The 17,679-nt window shown below is 68.2% G+C and carries 12 protein-coding genes and 2 pseudogenes; 10 read left to right on the top strand and 4 right to left on the bottom strand.

The genetic code is table 11. The features are described 5' to 3' along the window. Positions 1–591: 591 nt before the first annotated feature. Positions 592–1,737 (bottom strand): NACHT domain-containing protein, encoded by a 1,146-nt coding sequence (locus tag OG462_RS04435; protein WP_406054626.1) that lies wholly within the window; start codon positions 1,735–1,737, stop codon positions 592–594. 883 nt (positions 1,738–2,620) lie between these two features. On the opposite strand from OG462_RS04435, the gene OG462_RS04430 reads away from it, so the two are divergent. The 7 genes from OG462_RS04430 to OG462_RS04400 all read left to right on the top strand — a co-directional run bounded on the left by OG462_RS04430 (position 2,621) and on the right by OG462_RS04400 (position 12,909). Beyond that, positions 2,621–3,790: an ROK family protein gene (locus OG462_RS04430; RefSeq protein WP_406066362.1), complete on the top strand. Its 1,170-nt coding sequence runs from the start codon at positions 2,621–2,623 to the stop codon at positions 3,788–3,790. Between the two features lie 382 nt (positions 3,791–4,172). Further along, positions 4,173–5,474, top strand: coding sequence for an ABC transporter substrate-binding protein (locus tag OG462_RS04425; RefSeq protein ID WP_406054624.1), 1,302 nt, complete (start codon positions 4,173–4,175; stop codon positions 5,472–5,474). A 106-nt stretch (positions 5,475–5,580) separates the two neighbouring features. Next, positions 5,581–6,537, top strand: coding sequence for a carbohydrate ABC transporter permease (locus OG462_RS04420; protein WP_406054622.1), 957 nt, complete (start codon positions 5,581–5,583; stop codon positions 6,535–6,537). Then, positions 6,534–7,379 carry a carbohydrate ABC transporter permease gene (locus OG462_RS04415; RefSeq protein ID WP_406054620.1) on the top strand — a complete coding sequence of 282 codons (846 nt, stop codon included), beginning with the start codon at positions 6,534–6,536 and terminating at the stop codon, positions 7,377–7,379. Before OG462_RS04420 ends, OG462_RS04415 begins: the two co-directional genes overlap by 4 nt. Before the next feature lie 23 nt (positions 7,380–7,402). Next, entirely contained in the window at positions 7,403–9,640 is a 2,238-nt protein-coding gene (locus tag OG462_RS04410; protein ID WP_406054618.1) for an endo-alpha-N-acetylgalactosaminidase family protein, read from the top strand. Further along, positions 9,634–10,998 carry an RICIN domain-containing protein gene (locus tag OG462_RS04405; protein WP_406054617.1) on the top strand — a complete coding sequence of 455 codons (1,365 nt, stop codon included), beginning with the start codon at positions 9,634–9,636 and terminating at the stop codon, positions 10,996–10,998. Before OG462_RS04410 ends, OG462_RS04405 begins: the two co-directional genes overlap by 7 nt. Positions 10,999–11,094: 96 nt before the next feature. Continuing rightward, positions 11,095–12,909 (top strand): glycoside hydrolase family 35 protein, encoded by a 1,815-nt coding sequence (locus OG462_RS04400; RefSeq protein ID WP_406054615.1) that lies wholly within the window; start codon positions 11,095–11,097, stop codon positions 12,907–12,909. Between the two features lie 85 nt (positions 12,910–12,994). Here OG462_RS04400 and OG462_RS04395 read toward each other — a convergent pair. Together OG462_RS04395 and OG462_RS04390 are read right to left on the bottom strand one after the other, a co-directional pair. Continuing rightward, a pseudogene (locus OG462_RS04395) lies at positions 12,995–14,222 on the bottom strand (ISAzo13 family transposase); the annotation flags it as partial. Between the two features lie 54 nt (positions 14,223–14,276). Next, a complete protein-coding gene (locus tag OG462_RS04390; protein ID WP_406054613.1) occupies positions 14,277–14,474 on the bottom strand; it encodes a hypothetical protein in 198 nt (65 codons plus the stop codon). A gap of 418 nt (positions 14,475–14,892) precedes the next feature. On the opposite strand from OG462_RS04390, the gene OG462_RS04385 reads away from it, so the two are divergent. The 3 genes and pseudogenes from OG462_RS04385 (at position 14,893) to OG462_RS04375 (ending at position 16,356) form a co-directional block, all read left to right on the top strand. Further along, positions 14,893–15,417, top strand: a complete 525-nt coding sequence (locus OG462_RS04385) for a translationally-controlled tumor protein (protein WP_406054611.1) — start codon at positions 14,893–14,895, stop codon at positions 15,415–15,417. A 455-nt stretch (positions 15,418–15,872) separates the two neighbouring features. Then, a pseudogene (locus OG462_RS04380) lies at positions 15,873–16,112 on the top strand (hypothetical protein); the annotation flags it as partial. 115 nt (positions 16,113–16,227) lie between these two features. Then, on the top strand, positions 16,228–16,356 hold the full coding sequence (locus OG462_RS04375) for a hypothetical protein (protein ID WP_406066361.1): 129 nt from the start codon (positions 16,228–16,230) through the stop codon (positions 16,354–16,356). A 188-nt stretch (positions 16,357–16,544) separates the two neighbouring features. On the opposite strand, the gene OG462_RS04370 is transcribed toward OG462_RS04375, so the two are convergent. Further along, positions 16,545–17,675 (bottom strand): hypothetical protein, encoded by a 1,131-nt coding sequence (locus tag OG462_RS04370; protein WP_406054609.1) that lies wholly within the window; start codon positions 17,673–17,675, stop codon positions 16,545–16,547. Positions 17,676–17,679 lie beyond the last annotated feature (4 nt).

Genomic DNA, 17,679 nt, shown 5'->3' with positions numbered 1-17,679 from the left:
ACGAGGCGGGCGCGTACCCCGGCTACACGCTCTACGCCCCGCTCACCGGCGCCGGCCAGGTGAGCCTCGTCGACCTGCGCGGGCGCCCGTCCACCGCTGGGACCTTCCCTACCGCCCCGGCCGCCACGCCCGGCTGCTCGCCGGCGGGACCCTCGCCTACAACGGCGTCCTCCCCAGCGAGGAGGCCCTGTTCCCGATGTGGCACAAGTACCGGGGCGGCGTCATGCTGTCGACGCTCGCCTCGCCGAACTCGGCGCCACCCGCCTCCACCCCCGTAACGACTGTGAACCCGACCACGAGGAAAGCTCCGAAGCCTGGCTCACGGTTCTCCTCCCCCGTGGCTCCTCCCCCGTGGCTCCACCCTCGCGGCGGAGCCACGCCCCCGCCTCCGAGACGGCAGGGTCACCCAGCGCTTCAGCCCCAGCCCCCTGGCGAGCAGGGCCACGCCTCCGATACAGCGCAGGCGCCATTGAGATGCCGTCGGCACGAGGAACAGCAGTCCATGTCCGGTCTCCATGAGTTGGCACGCCGCCGACCCACCGGGGTCGCGATCCGGTCACGTTCGCAAACGGGATGGAGTGGCGAGCCACGCTAACGGAGCTTTCGAAGGACTGTGCGTAGCGTGTGTGTGGCTCCTGTGGGGATCTGCGACGCCGACCACGTCCAGCCCGGCCGGCCGACAGCGAGGATGCTCAGCAGCCCTGCCGAGACTCCCAGGAGCAGACCTCCGTGTACCTGGCCGAATTCCGCGAGTGCGGTGATCACGGCGCACGCCACGACCGCAAGAGTGGCCGACGGAAGGTAGCGGAGAGTCTGGGAGGGGAGTGAATGGTAGAGCTGCCACCAGGCCATATCTGCGCTTCCGTGTAAACGGTGCTGCAGGTGCTGGGCCAGGAACACCAAGGCACGCTCGGCCTGTTCAGACGCCCAGCGCGGACGGTGTCCGGGGCGCGGTCTGTAGGCGGCGGGAACGAAAGCGTCGAAGAGGTGGGCCGAGATAGCAGGCGCGTCCGGCAGGCGAGTTGTGTCACACAATTCTGCGGGGTCAGGAAGCGCGGAGAGATTCTCACCCGGGCGTGGGTTGTAGACCGTCCTGGCCAGGAACAGCATGAGCGGAGAGGCGAGAACGTGAGAGAACGGGTCCGTCGTTCCCAGACGGGAGACGACGGAGTCCCAGCGCGCTGCCGATGCCGTGGCAGGCCCGCCGGCATCACGGCGGAGATAGTCGGCGGAATGAGCGGGATCCACGCCGGTCAGGTGGATCCCAGCGGCTCCGGCCAGCTTGATCGGGATCCCCGATGAGGGATGTGCAGCCTCGCGAAATTCGGCCGTGCGGCTGGACACGACGACCCCTTGCCCGAGCGGCAGGGCTTGGTTTATCCCGTCCAAGGCTGAGGGGCGTAGAGCCGCCGGGAGTTCGTCGAACCCGTCCAGGATGGGCAGGATCCGCTGGTCGTCCAACAGGGCTCGAGCGCGGGTCACCGGGCCATCTGCGCCGGGGAGGTACTCGGCCAGCCCCGCGTAGTGGACTGCCAGCTCATCGGCGATCCAGTCGTACAGCTCGCGCCGGCGCGGGTTCCAGGAGGCTAGGGAGAACAGGACAGGCACCGGTCTGGTGTTGGAGGACGTGCGTTCCTCTAGAAGGCCGAGAAGGAGGCGGACGAGAACTATCGTCTTGCCTGCGCCTGGATCGCCGAGGACAAGAAGGCGCCTGGTAGGGACTCTGTGGGTGAACACATCCGTGATCTCGGCTTCCGCCCCGGCAAGTTGTGCGGTTGTCCGCCCGGTAGGAGATCCATGTGATCAACATTCCCGCCAGCCCTACCAGCAGACTCAGTACACCGGCACCGAAGCTGAGCACTCCCGCCATGTCACCAGCATCGAGCCCGTCCGAACGCGCGGCCTTCACCGTCCAGACCAGGCAGACCGCTCCCGCGAGCGTGCAGATGACTGCAACCGATCGCCAGCCGTTTCTCGTCGCTCCCACATGCATGTGGGGAATCATGCCGGACTTCCTGTATAGGGAGTTGAGCCCGAACGAGGCGGGTCGGCAAACCTGGCGGGACCGCGTTGTCTCAGTACCATCCGTGCGGGGAGGCACGACAACGCTCGCGTCCCCGTCCCCCGCTCGAAAGTGGTGCACCTCGCCGCCGCAACACACCCCGCATTGTGCCGACAGGCCGTATCACGCCGGACTCGTCCTCGAACACCAGCCAGGCCGATCGCCCCCGCCAGGCTCCTACCGGCGGCCACACCTGCTTCTTCCGCAGCTCGACCGGAGCCTCCCTACGGCTCGTCCGATCCCGTCCGTACGCGCCTCTTCGGGGTCGCCACTTGGTCGGTGGCGCCTCCGTCCGTTCGGTCATGCCTTGACGGCCTCGTTGTCCTTCCGCCTCCCGACGCGAGGGACTTCGGCACCGTCGTCATTGGCGGCGTGCACCGGTCCGGCACCGTCGCCGGCCAGAGGCTGGAGCAGGATCTCGACCGCGAGCCGTCCCAGTCGGTACGTCGGGGGCTCGACGGGCCCTTGTCTTTCTTTTCTTGATGCGCAAAAATAACTCCAACGCGCCCTTGGTGGCGGAGAGTCGGCCAGGCGACGAGGAGACACGGCGTGACCGCGATGACAGCTCTGGTTCCCGATCAGACGGGAGCCGAGATCTTCGCTCAGGTGCTCACCGCCGGCGGTCCGATCTCCCGGACGGTGATCGCGCAGCGGCTCGGACTGTCGCCCTCGACCGTGACCCGCTTGCTCTCACCGCTGATCGAGGACGGCTATCTGAGTGAGACCGGGAAGCAGACCGCGAACGGCCTGGGGCGCCCCCAGCGGCTTCTGCGGGTCAACACCGAGCAGCACCTGGTGGTCGGAGTCCAGATCGCGCGCACCCACGTCGCGGCCGTGCTCACCGACCTCGGTGCACGGCCTCTGCTTCGTCTGAAGAAGGCGCTCGACTCGCTGGAGCCCGCGCACGTGCTGGCGGTGGCAGCGGACCTGACCGCTCAACTCATCGGCCAGGCGCCGAATGCCGACGCGAAAGTGCTGGGCATCGGGGTGGGGGTGGGTGGCCACATCGACGAAGCGAGTGGGGTGTGCCGTTCGGCAGTGCGGCTGGGCTGGACCGATGTCCCCGTCGCTGCTCCGCTGAGCGCGGCCACCGGGCTTCCGGTGGTGGTGAACAACGACGTCAATGCCCTGGTCATCGCGGAGCGCTGGTTCGGTGAGGGCAGGGATGTCGAGTCGTTCGCCGTGATCACGGTAGGCCGCGGTGTGGGTGGCGCCTTGATGCTCCATGGGATTCTCCACTCCGGGGCCAGTGGGCTGGCCGTCGAGTTCGGGCATCTGCCGATCGAGGTCAACGGCCCGGAATGCGCCTGCGGCAACCGCGGCTGTGTGGAGGCGCTTGCTTCCTCCGACGGGGTGCTGCGGACGTTCCGCGAGGCGGGAGGCCGGTTCGACGCCGACTATGACGCCGTTGTAGAGCTCGCCCGATCGGGGGAGGGTGCCGAACGGCGTGCCGCTCTTGACGCCTTCGCCGTGGCGGGCGATGCGCTCGGGCGCGGCCTCGCGTGTCTGTGCAATCTGCTCAATCCGGGACTGGTCGTGATCGCGGGGGAGGGGGTGGTGGCCTACGAGTTCTTCGGTCCCGCGATGGCCGTGGCGCTGAAGCGCCACGCCGTCTCCACTGCCGCGGAAGACTGTGTGATCAAGGTCGACGAAGCCAGCGAGACCTTGTGGGCGCGGGGTTCCGCGTGTCTTGTCATCCGGGAGAGCGTCCGTGCCCGGTTGGCCTGAGTGCTCGCCCGTACCCTGAGTGCTTCCGGAACCACGATATCGGCAATGCGCCGTGGTGAATTCCTGCGGGCGATCGCTGAATTATCCGTTTGAATAGAAAAGTCGCTGTGCCCCGCCGGATGGTCGTCGGTAAGGCTCTTTCATTTTCATTTTTCGGCTCGCTCCTGCCTCGCCTCGTCCTGTCGTGAATTGGCAGGTATGCGTCGCGAGGCTATTCGGCATTCCCGAAAACGCCCACGCTGTACCGTCAAAAATCGGTGCCCGCTGGTATTGACTTGCCCGCTGCGGCGCCCCGAATATTTCCCCCGTCTTCTCCGTTCAATTCTTCGGCGTCTCCGTCGCTTTCGCTGCCGCCCCGACATCCATCGAGGAAATGATGCGCATGTTCAAGCCCGCCTTCACGTCCGGAGCCGCCGTCGGTGCGGCAGTCGTCTCTCTGGCCCTGCTGGCGACTGGCTGTTCCACCTCCGACGCCGCCGGTGACGCGTCGCAGGGGAGGCCGGTGTCGATGGAGTTCTGGGGCTGGGCCCCGGGCTACGACAAGATCACGGCCCAGTGGAATGCCGCTCACCCGGACATCAAGGTGACGTTCAAGCAGATACCGTCCGGCGCCAAGGGCGGCTATGACCAGATGACCAACGCGATCGCGGCGGGCAAGGCCCCGTGCCTGGCGCAGGTCACCTACAACGACATCCCGTCGATGCTGGTGAAGAACGCACTGATGGACATCACGTCGTACGCGGCCGGCGACACCGGCAAGTATCTGGACTGGACCGTCGCCGCGTCCTCGGCCGGCGGCAAGGTCTACGGCATCCCCGTCGACACCGGCCCGATGGCCTTGTACTACCGCACTGACCTGTTCAGGAAGTTCGGCATCTCGAAGCCCCCGGCCACCTGGGAGGAGTACGCCGCGGACGCCGCCAAGGTCCGGGCCGCCGACCCGAGCGTTGCTTTCGGCACCGCTCCGCAGGACGCCTACGACATGGCCGCCCTGACCTGGCAGACCGGCACGTCCTGGTTCGGCACGCAGGGCAGCTCCTGGCAGGTGTCCATCGACAATCCGGGCACGCGGAAGGTCGCCGCGTTCTGGCAGGGCCTGAAGGACGAGAAGCACGTGATGAACAACGGCAACGCCTGGGATCCGAACTTCAACAAGGCGTCCGAGGCCGGCAAGGTCATGACCTTCGTGAATGCCGCCTGGGCCGTCCCGGGCCTCAAGGGCGACCTGAAGGACCTCTCCGGCAAGTGGGCCGTGGCCCCGATGCCGACCTGGGGCGCGGGCGACGGGATCAGTTCCAACTCCGGAGGATCCGCCACCTCCGTGCTGTCCGGTTGCAAGACGCCCAAGGAAGCCGAGCAGTTCGCCGCGTTCCTCTCGGGCAACCCGGACGCCGTGAGCACCGGCATTTCGGTGGGCGGCCTGTACCCGGCGTCGAAGGCCGGTCTGGACAACCCGCTGCTGTCCCAGGGAGACCCCTACTTCGGCGGTCAGAAGATCTACGAGGTCTTCAAGGAGTCGGCGGCGCACATTCCCACCACGTGGGTCGTCGGGCCGACGTTCGGCCAGGTCTCGGCGGACTACTCCGACGCGATCGGCACGAGCACGTACGCCGAGGCCACGGCCACGGTCCAGCAGAAGACGGTCAACAAGATCAAGAGCCTCGGGCTCTCCGTGACCGGCTGATCCGAGAAGGCGTCAGGCCGCCCGAGGACTCCCGTGGTGCCGACCGAGGGGGCGGCACCACGGGCCCGTGCCCGTCAGAACCGCAATCCTCCCAAGAAAGACCGCCATGAGCACCCAGACCCCATCTCCGCCCGCTCCGACGCCTGCGCGTGTCGCGGCCGGCCCGAGCCGTCGCCATCGCCGCCGGACCGCGCTCAACGCAGCTGGGTTCCTGCTTCCGTTCGGTGTGCTGTTCGCCGCGATGATGCTCGCGCCGATCGGCTACGCGATCTACCAGAGCTTCTACCGGGTGCAGCGCCAGGGTCTGTTCGGCGGTGAGCAGACCACCAGCTTCGCGGGCTTCGAGAACTTCTCCGCCGCCTTCCGCGACGCCGACTTCATCGCCTCGCTGATCCGGGTGACCTTGCTGGGTGTTGTCCAGGTGCCGGTGATGCTCGGGCTCGCCCTGCTCCTTGCCCTGTTGCTCGACTCGCGTTCGGCCCGTCTCCGGAAGACCTTCCGACTGATCTACTTCCTGCCCTATGCGCTGCCCGGTGCGATCGCCGCGGTGATGTGGTCGTTCTTGCTGGTCAAGAACCTCTCGCCGTTCACCGGTCCCCTTTCGGCGGTCGGCATCGACGTCGACTTCCTTTCGGCCGGCTGGATCCCGGTGTCGATCGGCAACATGATCACCTGGGGGTGGACCGGCTACAACATGCTGATCATCTACTCGTCGCTGCAGTCTCTGCCCCGCGAGGTGATCGAGGCCGCGGCCCTCGACAACTGCACCGGCTGGCGCCTGGCCTGGTACGTGAAGATCCCGATGGTCCGCCCCGCCCTGATCCTCACCGCGGTGTTCTCCATCATCGGCACCGCCCAGCTCTACACCGAACCGGCCGTACTGGCCGCCGCGCGGATACCCGGCGCATCCAACAAGTTCAGTCCGATCATGAACACCACGCTCACCGCCTCCCAGGCGGACATGAACCTGGCCGCTGCCGAATCGGTCCTGCTGGCTCTCGTGACGCTGGTCCTCTCCTTCGGGCTCCTGAAGTTCACCCAGCGAAGGACGGCTGACGCATGACCGGCACTCGAAGCCCCGTGACCACCCGCCTCGCGGTCAACGCGATGCTCGGCCTGATGGCTCTGTACACCCTCGTCCCGCTGTGGTGGCTGTTCGTGTCGGCGACCAAGGGGGAGGGCTATCTCTACCACGGGCACCCGCTGTGGTTCTCCCACTTCGACCTGGCCGCCAACCTCCGCCGGGTCCTCTCGTTCCAGGACGGGGTGTTCGCCTCCTGGCTGGTCAACAGCGCGCTGTACAGCCTGGTGGGCGCCACGGTCAGCACCCTGCTGTCGGTCATGGCCGGCTTCGCCCTGGCCAAGTACCGGTTCCGCGGCCGTGACGCGTTCTTCAACATGGTCCTCGTCTCGGTGCTGATCCCGGCGCCGATGATCGCTCTGCCACTGTTCCTGATGCCGGCCAAGCTCCAGCTCACCGACACCTACTGGGCCGTCCTGCTCCCCAGCTTCGTCAGCCCCTTCGGCGTCTACCTCTCGAGGATCTACGCGTCGGCGTCGGTCCCCGACGAGCTGCTGGAAGCGGCGCGCATCGACGGGGCGGGTGAACAGCGGGTCTTCTTCCGGATAGCGCTGCCGGTCATGACGCCGGCCATGGTGACGGTCTTCCTGTTCCAGTTCGTCAGCGTCTGGAACAACTATCTACTGCCCGCACTCATGCTCAACGACGCATCGAAGCTCCCGGTGACGGTCGGCCTGGTCCAGTGGCGCTCGGAGTTCGCCAACGGTGTCCCACCGATTCTCCCAATCACCGGTGCTTTCCTCTCGCTCGTCCCTCTCCTCGTCGCCTTCGTCGCTCTCCAGCGCTTCTGGCGCAGCGGGCTGACCGCAGGCGCAGTGAAGTAGCCGCCACCTCAGAAGGGGTTGTCATGCACCGACCACTTTCCAGGACGACCTGCGCCACGCTGCTCAGCGCCGCGCTGCTCGTCCTCGGCACCATCCCCGCCACAGCGGCGCAGACGGCCGCACCCACGACCGCGGCCATCAGCTCCGGGACGCTCAGCGTCACCGTCGACACCGCGTTCCCGCAGGTGCGCCAGTACCGGCTGGGCCGGGGCACACTGCCCGGCAACACGGGCGCGACCCCGCGGGTCAGCATCAACGGCACCGCCTACACGCCCAAGGTGACTTCCACGGTCGCCGCCGACCACGTGGACTACGTGCTCGGCTTCCCCGCGATCGGCGTCACGCTGAACGTCCGGCTCTCGGTGTCCGGCTCCGTGCTCGACTGGAAGGTCACCGGCGTCACCGAGTCGGGGGCGACGAAGGTCTCCGCCCTGGCGATCCCGGGGCTGAACCTGCTGTCCATCCGGGGTGACCAGGCCGGCGCGCAACTCGCCGCCGCCTCGGTCTACAAGACCTATTACGCACCCGGACCCGCCATGGACACCATAGGCGCCGTGTCCTCGCTGCCGGTCGACTCGGCACCACGGCACAAGGTCATCGCCCTGGTGGCCGGCTCGACGATCGCCGCCGGTGTCACGAGCAATTCGCTCACTTCCTTCAGTGACCCGGTGGATCCGAACCGCGGCGGTAACCTGCTGGTGCGGACGACCGCGGCCGGCGGTGTCAACACGACCTCCGTCGCCTCGGACCAGTGGACCTACCGAGGCCCGGACGGGCAGGTCGTCGCACTGCCGGAGGCGAAGGTCGTCGTCACCGGCGACGCCAACGGCGCCGGCGGCGTCGACTGGCAGGACGCGGCCATCGCCTACCGGCAGATCAGACCGGAGCCGGAGCAAGCCGCTCAGACCAAGAACAACGTGGTCTCGCAGATCGCGATGAACTTCGTGTCCCAGGCCCAGAACCCGTTCGTCAAGACCCTCGACGACATCAAGAAGATGGCGCTCTACACCGACGGTCTCGGGCAGTCGATCGAGCTGAAGGGCTATCAGGACGAGGGCCACGACGCCGGGCACCCCGACTACGCGGGCCACTACAACACCGCGGCCGGCGGGCTCGCGGACATCAACACCGTCGTCGACGGTGCCGCGGCCTACAACGCGATCGTCGGCGTCCACATCAGCGACGTCGGCCAGGCGCCGCGCAGCCAGGCCTTCCGCTGGGAGAAGACGGACAACCCCACAAGCCCTGAGGCCCCGTACATCTACGGGGACACGGCCTACAGTCTCGACACCGGGAAGGATCTGGCGAGCGGCGACTACGCCAAGCGGATCGACGCCCTCGTTCACGACGTTCCCCATCTCGGCTTCGTCTACAGCGACGCCTTCTTCCAGGACGACAGCGTCGACTGGAACGCCTGGAAGGAAGCGGACGTCGTCGCGCAGCACGGCCTGCCCATCTATACCGAGTTCCCGACGTACATGTTCCCGTACACGTCCTGGTACCACGACTCCAACGAGTTCGAGGACGTAGGCATCAACAGCCAGATCTTGCGCTTCGTTTACAACCAGGACATGGACGCCTGGATCAACAACAGCGAGCCGATGCTGGGAGGCGAGCAGAACAAGGCCTCGTTCATGGGCTGGCACAGCAACAACTCGGTCAACGAGGAGATCAGCGAGGTCTTCACCAACAACCTGCCGACCAAGTACCTGCAGAACTTCCGGATCACCAGCTGGAAGCCCGGCGACATCCGCTTCACCGGCGGCGTCTCCACCAAGATGAACGGCAGCTCGCCGCAGATCTGGCGCGACGGCGCACTGGAGCGCGACGGCGACAAGTTCTTCCTGCCTTGGTCCCCGCAGGGCCAGGAGAAGATCTACGCCTGGAACGACGCGGTCGAGTCGCGGACCTGGACTCTGCCCAAGGCCTGGTCCGGCCAGACCTCGGTCACGCTCCACAAGCTCTCCGACACCGGTAAGGACGCGGGCACGCCGATCACGGTCAGCGGCGGCAAGGTGACGCTCCACCTGGACGCGAACACCCCCTACGTGATCTACCCCGGCACCCCGGTATCCGTCCCGACGACCGGCGACCTCTCCGACGGCAGCAACACCGGTGCCCCGGTGCGGCGCACCGACACCGCCGCCTCGGTCGGTTTCGGCACCGGAACGATCGTCAGGAACGGCGAGTTCTTCACACGCGACCTCAGCTCCTGGACCCGTCCTCCACCTCCGGCGACACTTCCGGCGTCTCGGTGGTGACCGACTCCAACGGCTTCCAGAACCTGCGGATCGCCGGCGCCGCAGACGGCCAGGTCACCCAGCGACTGACCGGTCTCACCCCGGGACAGACGTACTCCGCCTCCGCGTACGTCTCGGTGACCGGCACCCGCAGGGCCACCCTCCGGGTCGAAGGCAACGGCGTCACCCCGGTCGACAACTGGATCGACAGGCCCACCCCGGTCCAGACCGATGCGGACAACCGGTTCAGCGGCCAGCGGTTCCAGCGGATGGAGGTGCTGTTCACCCAGCCCGCCGGCGCCACCACGGCCACCCTGCACCTGATGGCCGACGCCGCTGACGGCACCGTGCTCTGGTCCGACGTGCGTGCCATGGCCGACCCCGGCGGCACCCATCACACCGACGGCCACTTCTACACCGAGGACTTCGAGCACAACACCGGCGGCGGATTCGGTCCGTTCCTGATCGGCAAGCCCGGCGAGCCCAGTGAGATCCTTTCGGAGTTCCACGACGGCTACACCCGCGACACCATCAGCGGCACGTACTCCCTGGAGACCATCAACAACGGCTCCGGCCTGCAGTTCCGCACGTGGCCCGGATCGGTCCGGTTCACGCCGGGCCACTCGTACCGCGTGCAGGCGGACTACCAGAGCGACACGGCCGGCCAGTACCACTTCCAGGTCCAGGCCGACGGCGCGGGAGCCCCGATCACGGACGTCCCGCTCGACCGGACCACGACCCAGGGCCTGACCAGCCCGCCGGCTCCCGGCCCCGTCCCCTCGTGGTGGACCGGAAGCTGGACGGACAGCCTGCCCCCGCAGCGTTCCGCCCCGCACGCCCACATCGACCTCTCGTTCACCGCCGGCAACTGCGGCGACGCCTACCTGGCCCTCACCGCCGCCACCGACGGCAACGGCGCCGCGACTCTGGACAACCTGGTCGTCGACGACCTCGGAACCGCGGACGCAGGCCTGCCCACCTGCGTGCCCACCCCCGCCGGTCCGCTCGTCGGTGTCGGCTCCCAGCGGTGTGCCGATGTCGCCGACAACAACAGCACCGACGGCGCCGGCATCGTGCTGTGGGACTGCAACGGCGGCGCCAACCAGACCTGGGCCTTCCCCGGAGACGGCACCGTACGCTCGCTCGGCAAGTGCCTGGACGTGACCGGACACGGCACCGCGAACGGGACCCGCGTGGAGCTGTGGGACTGCAACGGCGGCGCCAACCAGCAATGGACGTACGACTCCGGAACCAAGACGTTCCGGGGCGTCGAATCCGGCCTCTGTCTGGACGCCGCCGACGCCGGTACCGCCAACGGCACCCCGCTGGACATCTGGAGCTGCAACGGCGGGACCAACCAGCAGTGGACCCGCCCGTGACGCCACGCTGACACCTCCGCCTCCCCGGCTTCGGGCGCCGCCGCCCGGCGGCGCCCGAAGCCGCACGTCAACGACAATCATCGAAAGCAGCTGCACATGAGCACCCGACCGGCCCTGACCGTCGACGGCCCCCGCCTCCTGCGCGGCGGTCGCGAGCACCGCATCGTCTCCGCCGCCGTGCACTACTTCCGCATCCACCCCGGACTGTGGCGCGACCGGTTGCTGCGACTGCGAACCATGGGCTGCAACACCGTCGAGCTGTACATCGCCTGGAACTTCCACCAGCCCACCCCCGGCCCGGCACGCTTCGACGGCTGGCACGACGTCGCCGCCTTCGTTCGTGAAGCCGACGCCCTCGGCCTCGACGTGATCGCCCGCCCTGGCCCCTACATCTGTGCGGAATGGGATCTGGGCGGACTCCCGGCCTGGCTGCTCGCCGACGAGTCGATGCGCCTGCGCACCAGCGACCCCTCCTACCTCGCCGCCGTGGACCGCTGGTTCGACCAGCTGATCCCCGTGCTCGCCGAACTCCAGGCTTCGCGCGGGGGCCCGATCGTGGCGGTCCAGGTCGAGAACGAGTACGGCAGTTACGGCAACGACCAGGCCTATCTGGACCATCTGAAGGACGGCCTCGTCGCACGGGGCATCGACTGCCTGCTCTTCACCTCCGACGGCCCCGACCCCCGGATGCTCGCCGGCGGCACCCTCCCCGACGTACTGACCACGGTCAACTTCGGCTCGCGCCCCGACGAGGCGTTCGCCACCCTCGGCACGTTCCGCCCCGACTCGCCCCTGGTCTGCATGGAGTTCTGGAACGGATGGTTCGACCACTACGGCGAACCGCACCACGTCCGGGACAGCGCGGACGCCGCCGAAGCGCTCGACGGGATCCTCGCCGCCGGCGGATCGGTCAACATCTACATGGGGCACGGCGGAACCAACTTCGGTTGGTGGGCCGGCGCCAACCACACCGGCAAGACCCTCACCGACCCCGGCTACATGCCGACGATCACCAGCTACGACTACGACGCACCGATCGGAGAGGCCGGCGAACTGACCGAGAAGTTCCACGCCTTCCGGGAGGTCATCGGCCGCTACGTGCCCCTGCCGGACACCGAGCTGCCCGCCCAGCCGCCGCGCGTCGCACCGCAGAACCTGCCCGCCACCCGGGTCGCGACGCTGCGCGACAGCCTGGACCTGCTCTCAGCAGCCACGCACCGCCCCGCACCCGAGCCGATGGAGAATCTCGGCCGCCACCAGGGCCTCGTACACTACCGGCACCGCCTCACCGGGCCCGGCGGCCCCGCCACGCTGACCGTCGACGGCATCCGGGACCTGGCCCAGATCTTCCTCGACGGATGCCTTGTCGCCGTGCTCGAACGCGACGACCCCTCCCCGACCGCCGAGTTGGTGATCCCGGAGGGCGGTGCGGAGCTGGAGATCCTCGTCGAGCCCTTCGGCCGGGTCAATTACGGCCCCCATCTGGCCGACCGGAAGGGCCTGGTCGCGGGTGTACGCCTGGACTACCAGCACCTGTTCGGCTGGGACATCCGGGTGCTCCCGCTCGACGACCTGACCGGCCTGACCGGCGCGGCCGCCGTCGGACCCGCCACGGAGGCCGTCGTGGGCCCCGCGTTCCACCGTGCCGTCGTCGAGCTGCCCACGGCAGCCGACGCCTTCGTCGCCGTCCCGGGCAGCGACCGCACCCTGGTCTGGCTCAACGGCTTCCTCCTCGGCCGCCTGAGGGTCGAGAAGGGCCCCCAGCGTACCCTCTACGCCCCGGCCCCCCTCTGGCGCCCAGGCGACAACGAGATCGTGCTGCTTGACCTCGCAGGGACCACCGAGCCGCTGTCCGTGGAACTGCGGGCAGAACCCGACCTCGGGCCGATCACGTCGGCTCCCCGGTGCTGACGGATCTGCCTCGGGCGGACCCCGAGGGCGTCTGACGGACAGAAGCCCGAGTCAGGCGCACGTCGGTCTCCTTGCCCGCGCCCTGGCGTGGGGGTAGGCAGGCATCGCCATGGAGCGTGTAGTTCCAGTCGCCGTGGAAGCGGTGCCGGCTCATCGCCAGCGCGTCGACCTGGGCATCGCTGACCTTCACGCCGGTGTCGTAGCTGTCGGTGTCGAGGCGGGCCTCGACCGTCAGCCCGGTGCGGGTGGTGGTCGCTGCGATCGTCTCCACGGTGACGTCATGGCTGCTCAGGGGCCTGCCGCGCCAGTTCATGGAGATGTGGGAGAACAGCCGGTGCTCGATCCGATTCCACTTCGACGTGCCCGGCGGTAGGTGACAGACTGTGATGTCCATGCCGGTCTCGGTGGCCAGGGCGGCGAGTTCGCTCTACCAGGCGCGGGTGCGGTAGCCGTTGGAACCGCCCGCGTCGGCGGTGATCAGCAGCCGTGTGGCGTGGGGGTAGCCGTGTCTGCCGCGGGCCTGCCACCAGCGGCGGATGGATTCGACCGCGAACGCGGCGGTGTCGTGGTCGGTGCCGACACTGACCCAGCCGGTGTTCGCCGCGATGTCGTAGATCCCGTACGGTATCGCCTTGCCGGGCACCTCCCGGTCCAGGAAGTCATGCGTTCTTGACCTTGACCGGCTCGCCCCCCGGTTGCCACTCCCGCCCGGCGTTCTTGTACTGGCAGACCAGTTCCTTCTTCTTGCTGTCCACGCTGATCACCGGATCTCCGGAGCTGATGTGGTCCTTGGCCCGGTCGTTGATGTACCGGAACTGGGCGTCCCGGTCCGGGTGCTGCTTGCCTTCGACGGTCTTGGAGTTGGCCTGCAGGCTGAGGCCCGCCTCCCGCAGCAGGTCACCGACCGTGTCGGCACTGACCTTGTGTCCCTGACGCGTCAGCTCGCCGGCCAGGTTCCGGGTCGACTTGGTCGTCCACCGCAGCGGCGACATCGGGTCCCCGCGCATGTCCGGCTCGACCAGGGCGAGAAGTGCGGGACGCAGTCCCGCGTCCAGGTCGGCGGTCTTCTTCCGTCCGCCGCCGGGCCGGCGGACCCGCCCCAGGGGCCCTTCGCCAGCCTCCAGCTCCTAGACGCCCTTGCGGACCGTCGCCTCGCTGACTCCGGTTGCCCGGGCGACGGCCCGGATCCCGCCGTGTCCCAGGAGCCGGGCCTCGGCTTCCATCAGCAGACGCTGTTGCCGCTCGTCCAGATGCAGGAACAGCACCCCGAACTTCGCAGCCAGTTGATCTCGAATCTCCCGCGCCATGCCCATACCACATCAACGAGCCCCATCGCCGGAAGCAACACGTTGATTCCCTGCGAGCCCTTAGGCCCAGATGTACTCTTCGGCAATCGCGCCGTCACGCCACTTCGCCACGGTGACCATCCGGCCACCGCCTTCGAACTCGCCGATGACGCAAGTCCACTCGCCCGAGCCGAAGGAAATGGGGTGCGACGCGATCTGTGGAGGCGTCCCACCCGCCGACTCAACGTAGGCCTTCATGGCGTCGATGTGCTCCTGCACACCGCGAGTGGGGGGGCTGCCCCTTCCAGTCCACCAGCACATCGTCGGTGTGGTGGTGGGCGAACACGCCGTTCCAGTCGGCCCTGTTCCATCCGTCAAAGTCGAGATCGTCCATGCCCTTGAGATTGCGGCCGACCTGATCCTCTGCCGTGCGCCTTCGCTCCATGCCTCGACAAGTTCGCACGGCCCCGCGCCCCCTAGTCCGCGCTCCAGCGCTGCGAGCATATGGGCGGTACAGATGCTGGGGAGGCAGGCACACCGGCGGAGCGGAGTGAACGTCCGCCCGGCCGGTACGGGCCCAACCGTGCGCGGGAGCGTACCGGATCGGGCATGTCGGCCGGGTCGTGGCTGTCATTTCCTGTGACTCGAAGGAGGCGTGGCGTGGCCGGTACGGCCGCGTTCGTGATGGTGCTGCTCGGTGTGTGTTGCCGCCGTGGTGGCGGTGGTTGCTCATGCTCGCGTGGAGATCGCTCGGATCAAGGACGAACTGTTCAGTGATGGCTTCCCCATCGAGGAGCTGCCCGCTCTGTACGCGGTGACCGCCAAGACGGTCACCAAGGGCACGTCGGTCATGGTCGACGGCGGGAGCGCGGAGGCGGAGGACGAGGAGGCCGGTTCCGAAGCGATTCAGGTGATCAACCTGGTTGCCTCCCACCGGCTGCAGCAGACCAATTTCGACAAGAAGGCCTATCTGAATTACCTGAAGGGCTACCTGAAGGGGATCGAGAACCACCTGAGCGCGACCACACCGGACGTGGTGGAGGAGTTCAAGAAGAGCGCGCAGGAAGCGGCCAAGGCCCTCGTAGCCGACTTCGACAGCTACACCTTCTACCAGGGCGAGAACCTGGACGCCGAGGGCATGGTTGCCTTCGCCCGCCCGGCCGGGAACGACACGTGGACCTTCAACTTCTGGAAGCACGGGGTGCAAGCCGAAAAGTACTGAGCGGGAAACCTTCCCCTCCTCATCCGCTGCGCCGTACAGCGCCCCGCCTCGCGCCAACTCCGACATGGTGGATGTGGCGGAGCCACAGCCCGGACCCCGGAAGCGCCGCCGCGGCGGCGTAGGCCGCGAACGAGGCCCACCACAACCGTCTGCGCGGGAAGTCCAGGGGACGCGATGCGGGATGTACGGGGGAGGGATCCGGGGACGCCGGAAGGTCGGGCTCCGGCTCGGTCGGGGTCGACATGACGGGGACGTTATCCACGGGAAAGGTCCCGCCGGGCCGTGTGAGCGCGGTCGGAGGCACGTGCTCAGGATGTGTTCAGGTTGGGGATGGCAGCCTCCAGCGGCATGGCGTACGAGACGCATAAGCCCACCGCCACCCCCGCCGACACCGGCGCGGCGCGGGCGCGCTGGACAAGGTCCCCGAGATCACGGCCTACTTCTGGGTCATCAAGGTGCTGTGCACGACAGTGGGGGAGACCGCGGCGGACCTGCTCAACGACCGGCTCGGTCTGGGACTGACCGGCACCTCGCTGGTGATGACCGTCCTCCTGGTAGTCACCCTGATCGCGCAGTTCCGTGTCTCCGCCTACCGGCCGGGGCTCTACTGGCTGGTCGTGGTGTTGGTCAGCGTCGTCGGCACGCTGATCACCGACAATCTGACGGACAACCTCGGCGTGCCGCTGGAGCTGACGACCGCCGTGTTCACCGTGGCACTGGCCGCCGCCTTCCTCCTCTGGTTCAGGTCGGAGGGCGCGCTGTCCATCCGGAGCATCGACACGCCGCGCCGCGAGGCCTTACTGGGCGGCGGTGCTGCTCACCTTCGCGCTGGGCACGGCTGTCGGCGACCTGCTGGCGAAGCAGCTGCCGCTGGGCTACGGGGTGGCGGCGCTGCTGTTCGGCCTCGTGATCGCGGCGGCTACCGCGTCATTGAAGTAGATCTTGCCGTTGGCCGCGTCGGCGAAGTGCACGGGGTATAGCTACCAGGGTTCCCGTACTGGTCCGTCCAGCGAGTTGTGGTAGTGGCCGGATCGATGGCTGTCCATGAGTCCTTCCAGTCCTGGGCGAGAAGCAGTGCTCCGCCCGCCTGGGAACACGGCCGGCCCCGCCACAGCCCGTTGCCCCGGTTACGGGTGTTCGGCGCCGCCTGCCTGCGCTTCATGACGGTCGTCGGCAGGCGGGTTTCCCGCCCGCAGTTCCCGCCGCAGTGCGCGCAGCGCGGTACGTTCCTCCGCGCGACGCCGCAGCCAGGCACGCCGTCGCTTGCGCGTGATGACGAGGAGAAGGCCCAGGGCGAGGAGGCCGCCGACGGTGAGGGTGGCGATGAGCCAGGGGAAGGAGGACAGCCGGACCGTGTTGCTGTCCACGGTCTTCGCCGCGCCGCCGGGAACCGTGGCGGTCACGGAGGCGGTGACCGCGCGGCGGCCGAGAGCGGGGAGGTCGGCCAGGCGGCCGGTGATGGTGGCGCTGCCGCCGGGGATCACGTAGATCCCCGTGGGGGTGAGCGGGACGGTACGCGCGGAGCTGCCGCCGGTGATGTTCAGCGTTCCGGCGAAGGTGTAGAGGACGTTGCCCGTGTTGCGTACGGTCACGGTGAACTCCTCGCCGTCGCCCGCAGGCCGGTGTTCCAGTTCCGTGAGGGAGACCTGGAGGTCGACGGTGCCAGGGACGGTGAGTTCGACGAGCCGGGCGATACGGGTCTCGGTGTTCACCCTGCCGCTGACCGCGGGGGTGCGCAGCGCGGTGACCAGGCTGCCGAGATAGCTGCCCGGCGGGGTGCCGTCAGGGACCGCGAGGGAGAAGCGGACCGTGACGCTGCTCTTCGGCTGCACGGTGACGGTGGCCTCGGAGTCCAGCTTCAGCCAGGCCCCGACCGCGCCCATCTTCTGGCCTTCTTGTGCGGGGGCCAGGCCGCCGCCGGCCGCGTTGGTGACGTCGGCGCCGTAGACGTGGAAGGTCCGGGCCTCGTCGCTCTCGTTGTAGATGACCGCGGAATCCTCGATCCGGGCGCCTGCCTTCAGCGCGTACCCGAAGTGCCCGCCGGTCAGCGTCGTCAGACCGTAGAGCCCGGCCTGCACGCCGAACGGCGCGCCCGCAGCGGATTCCGGTGGAGTGGGCGATGGTGCGGGGGCCGGCGCTGCCTGCGCGCCCGGCGCCAGAGCGAGCACGAGGCCCGTGAGGAGGAGGCTCCACAGGGCGGGGAACCGTGCCCGGTGGGTGGCGGTGGCACCACTCTGGGCGCGCAGACAGCTGTTCATGGGA

The sequence above is a fragment of the Streptomyces sp. NBC_01077 genome (assembly GCF_045162855.1).
Lineage (GTDB): Bacteria > Actinomycetota > Actinomycetes > Streptomycetales > Streptomycetaceae > Streptomyces.
Note: the sequence above shows the minus strand (reverse complement) of the source record. Positions and strands in the feature narration are given on the sequence as shown.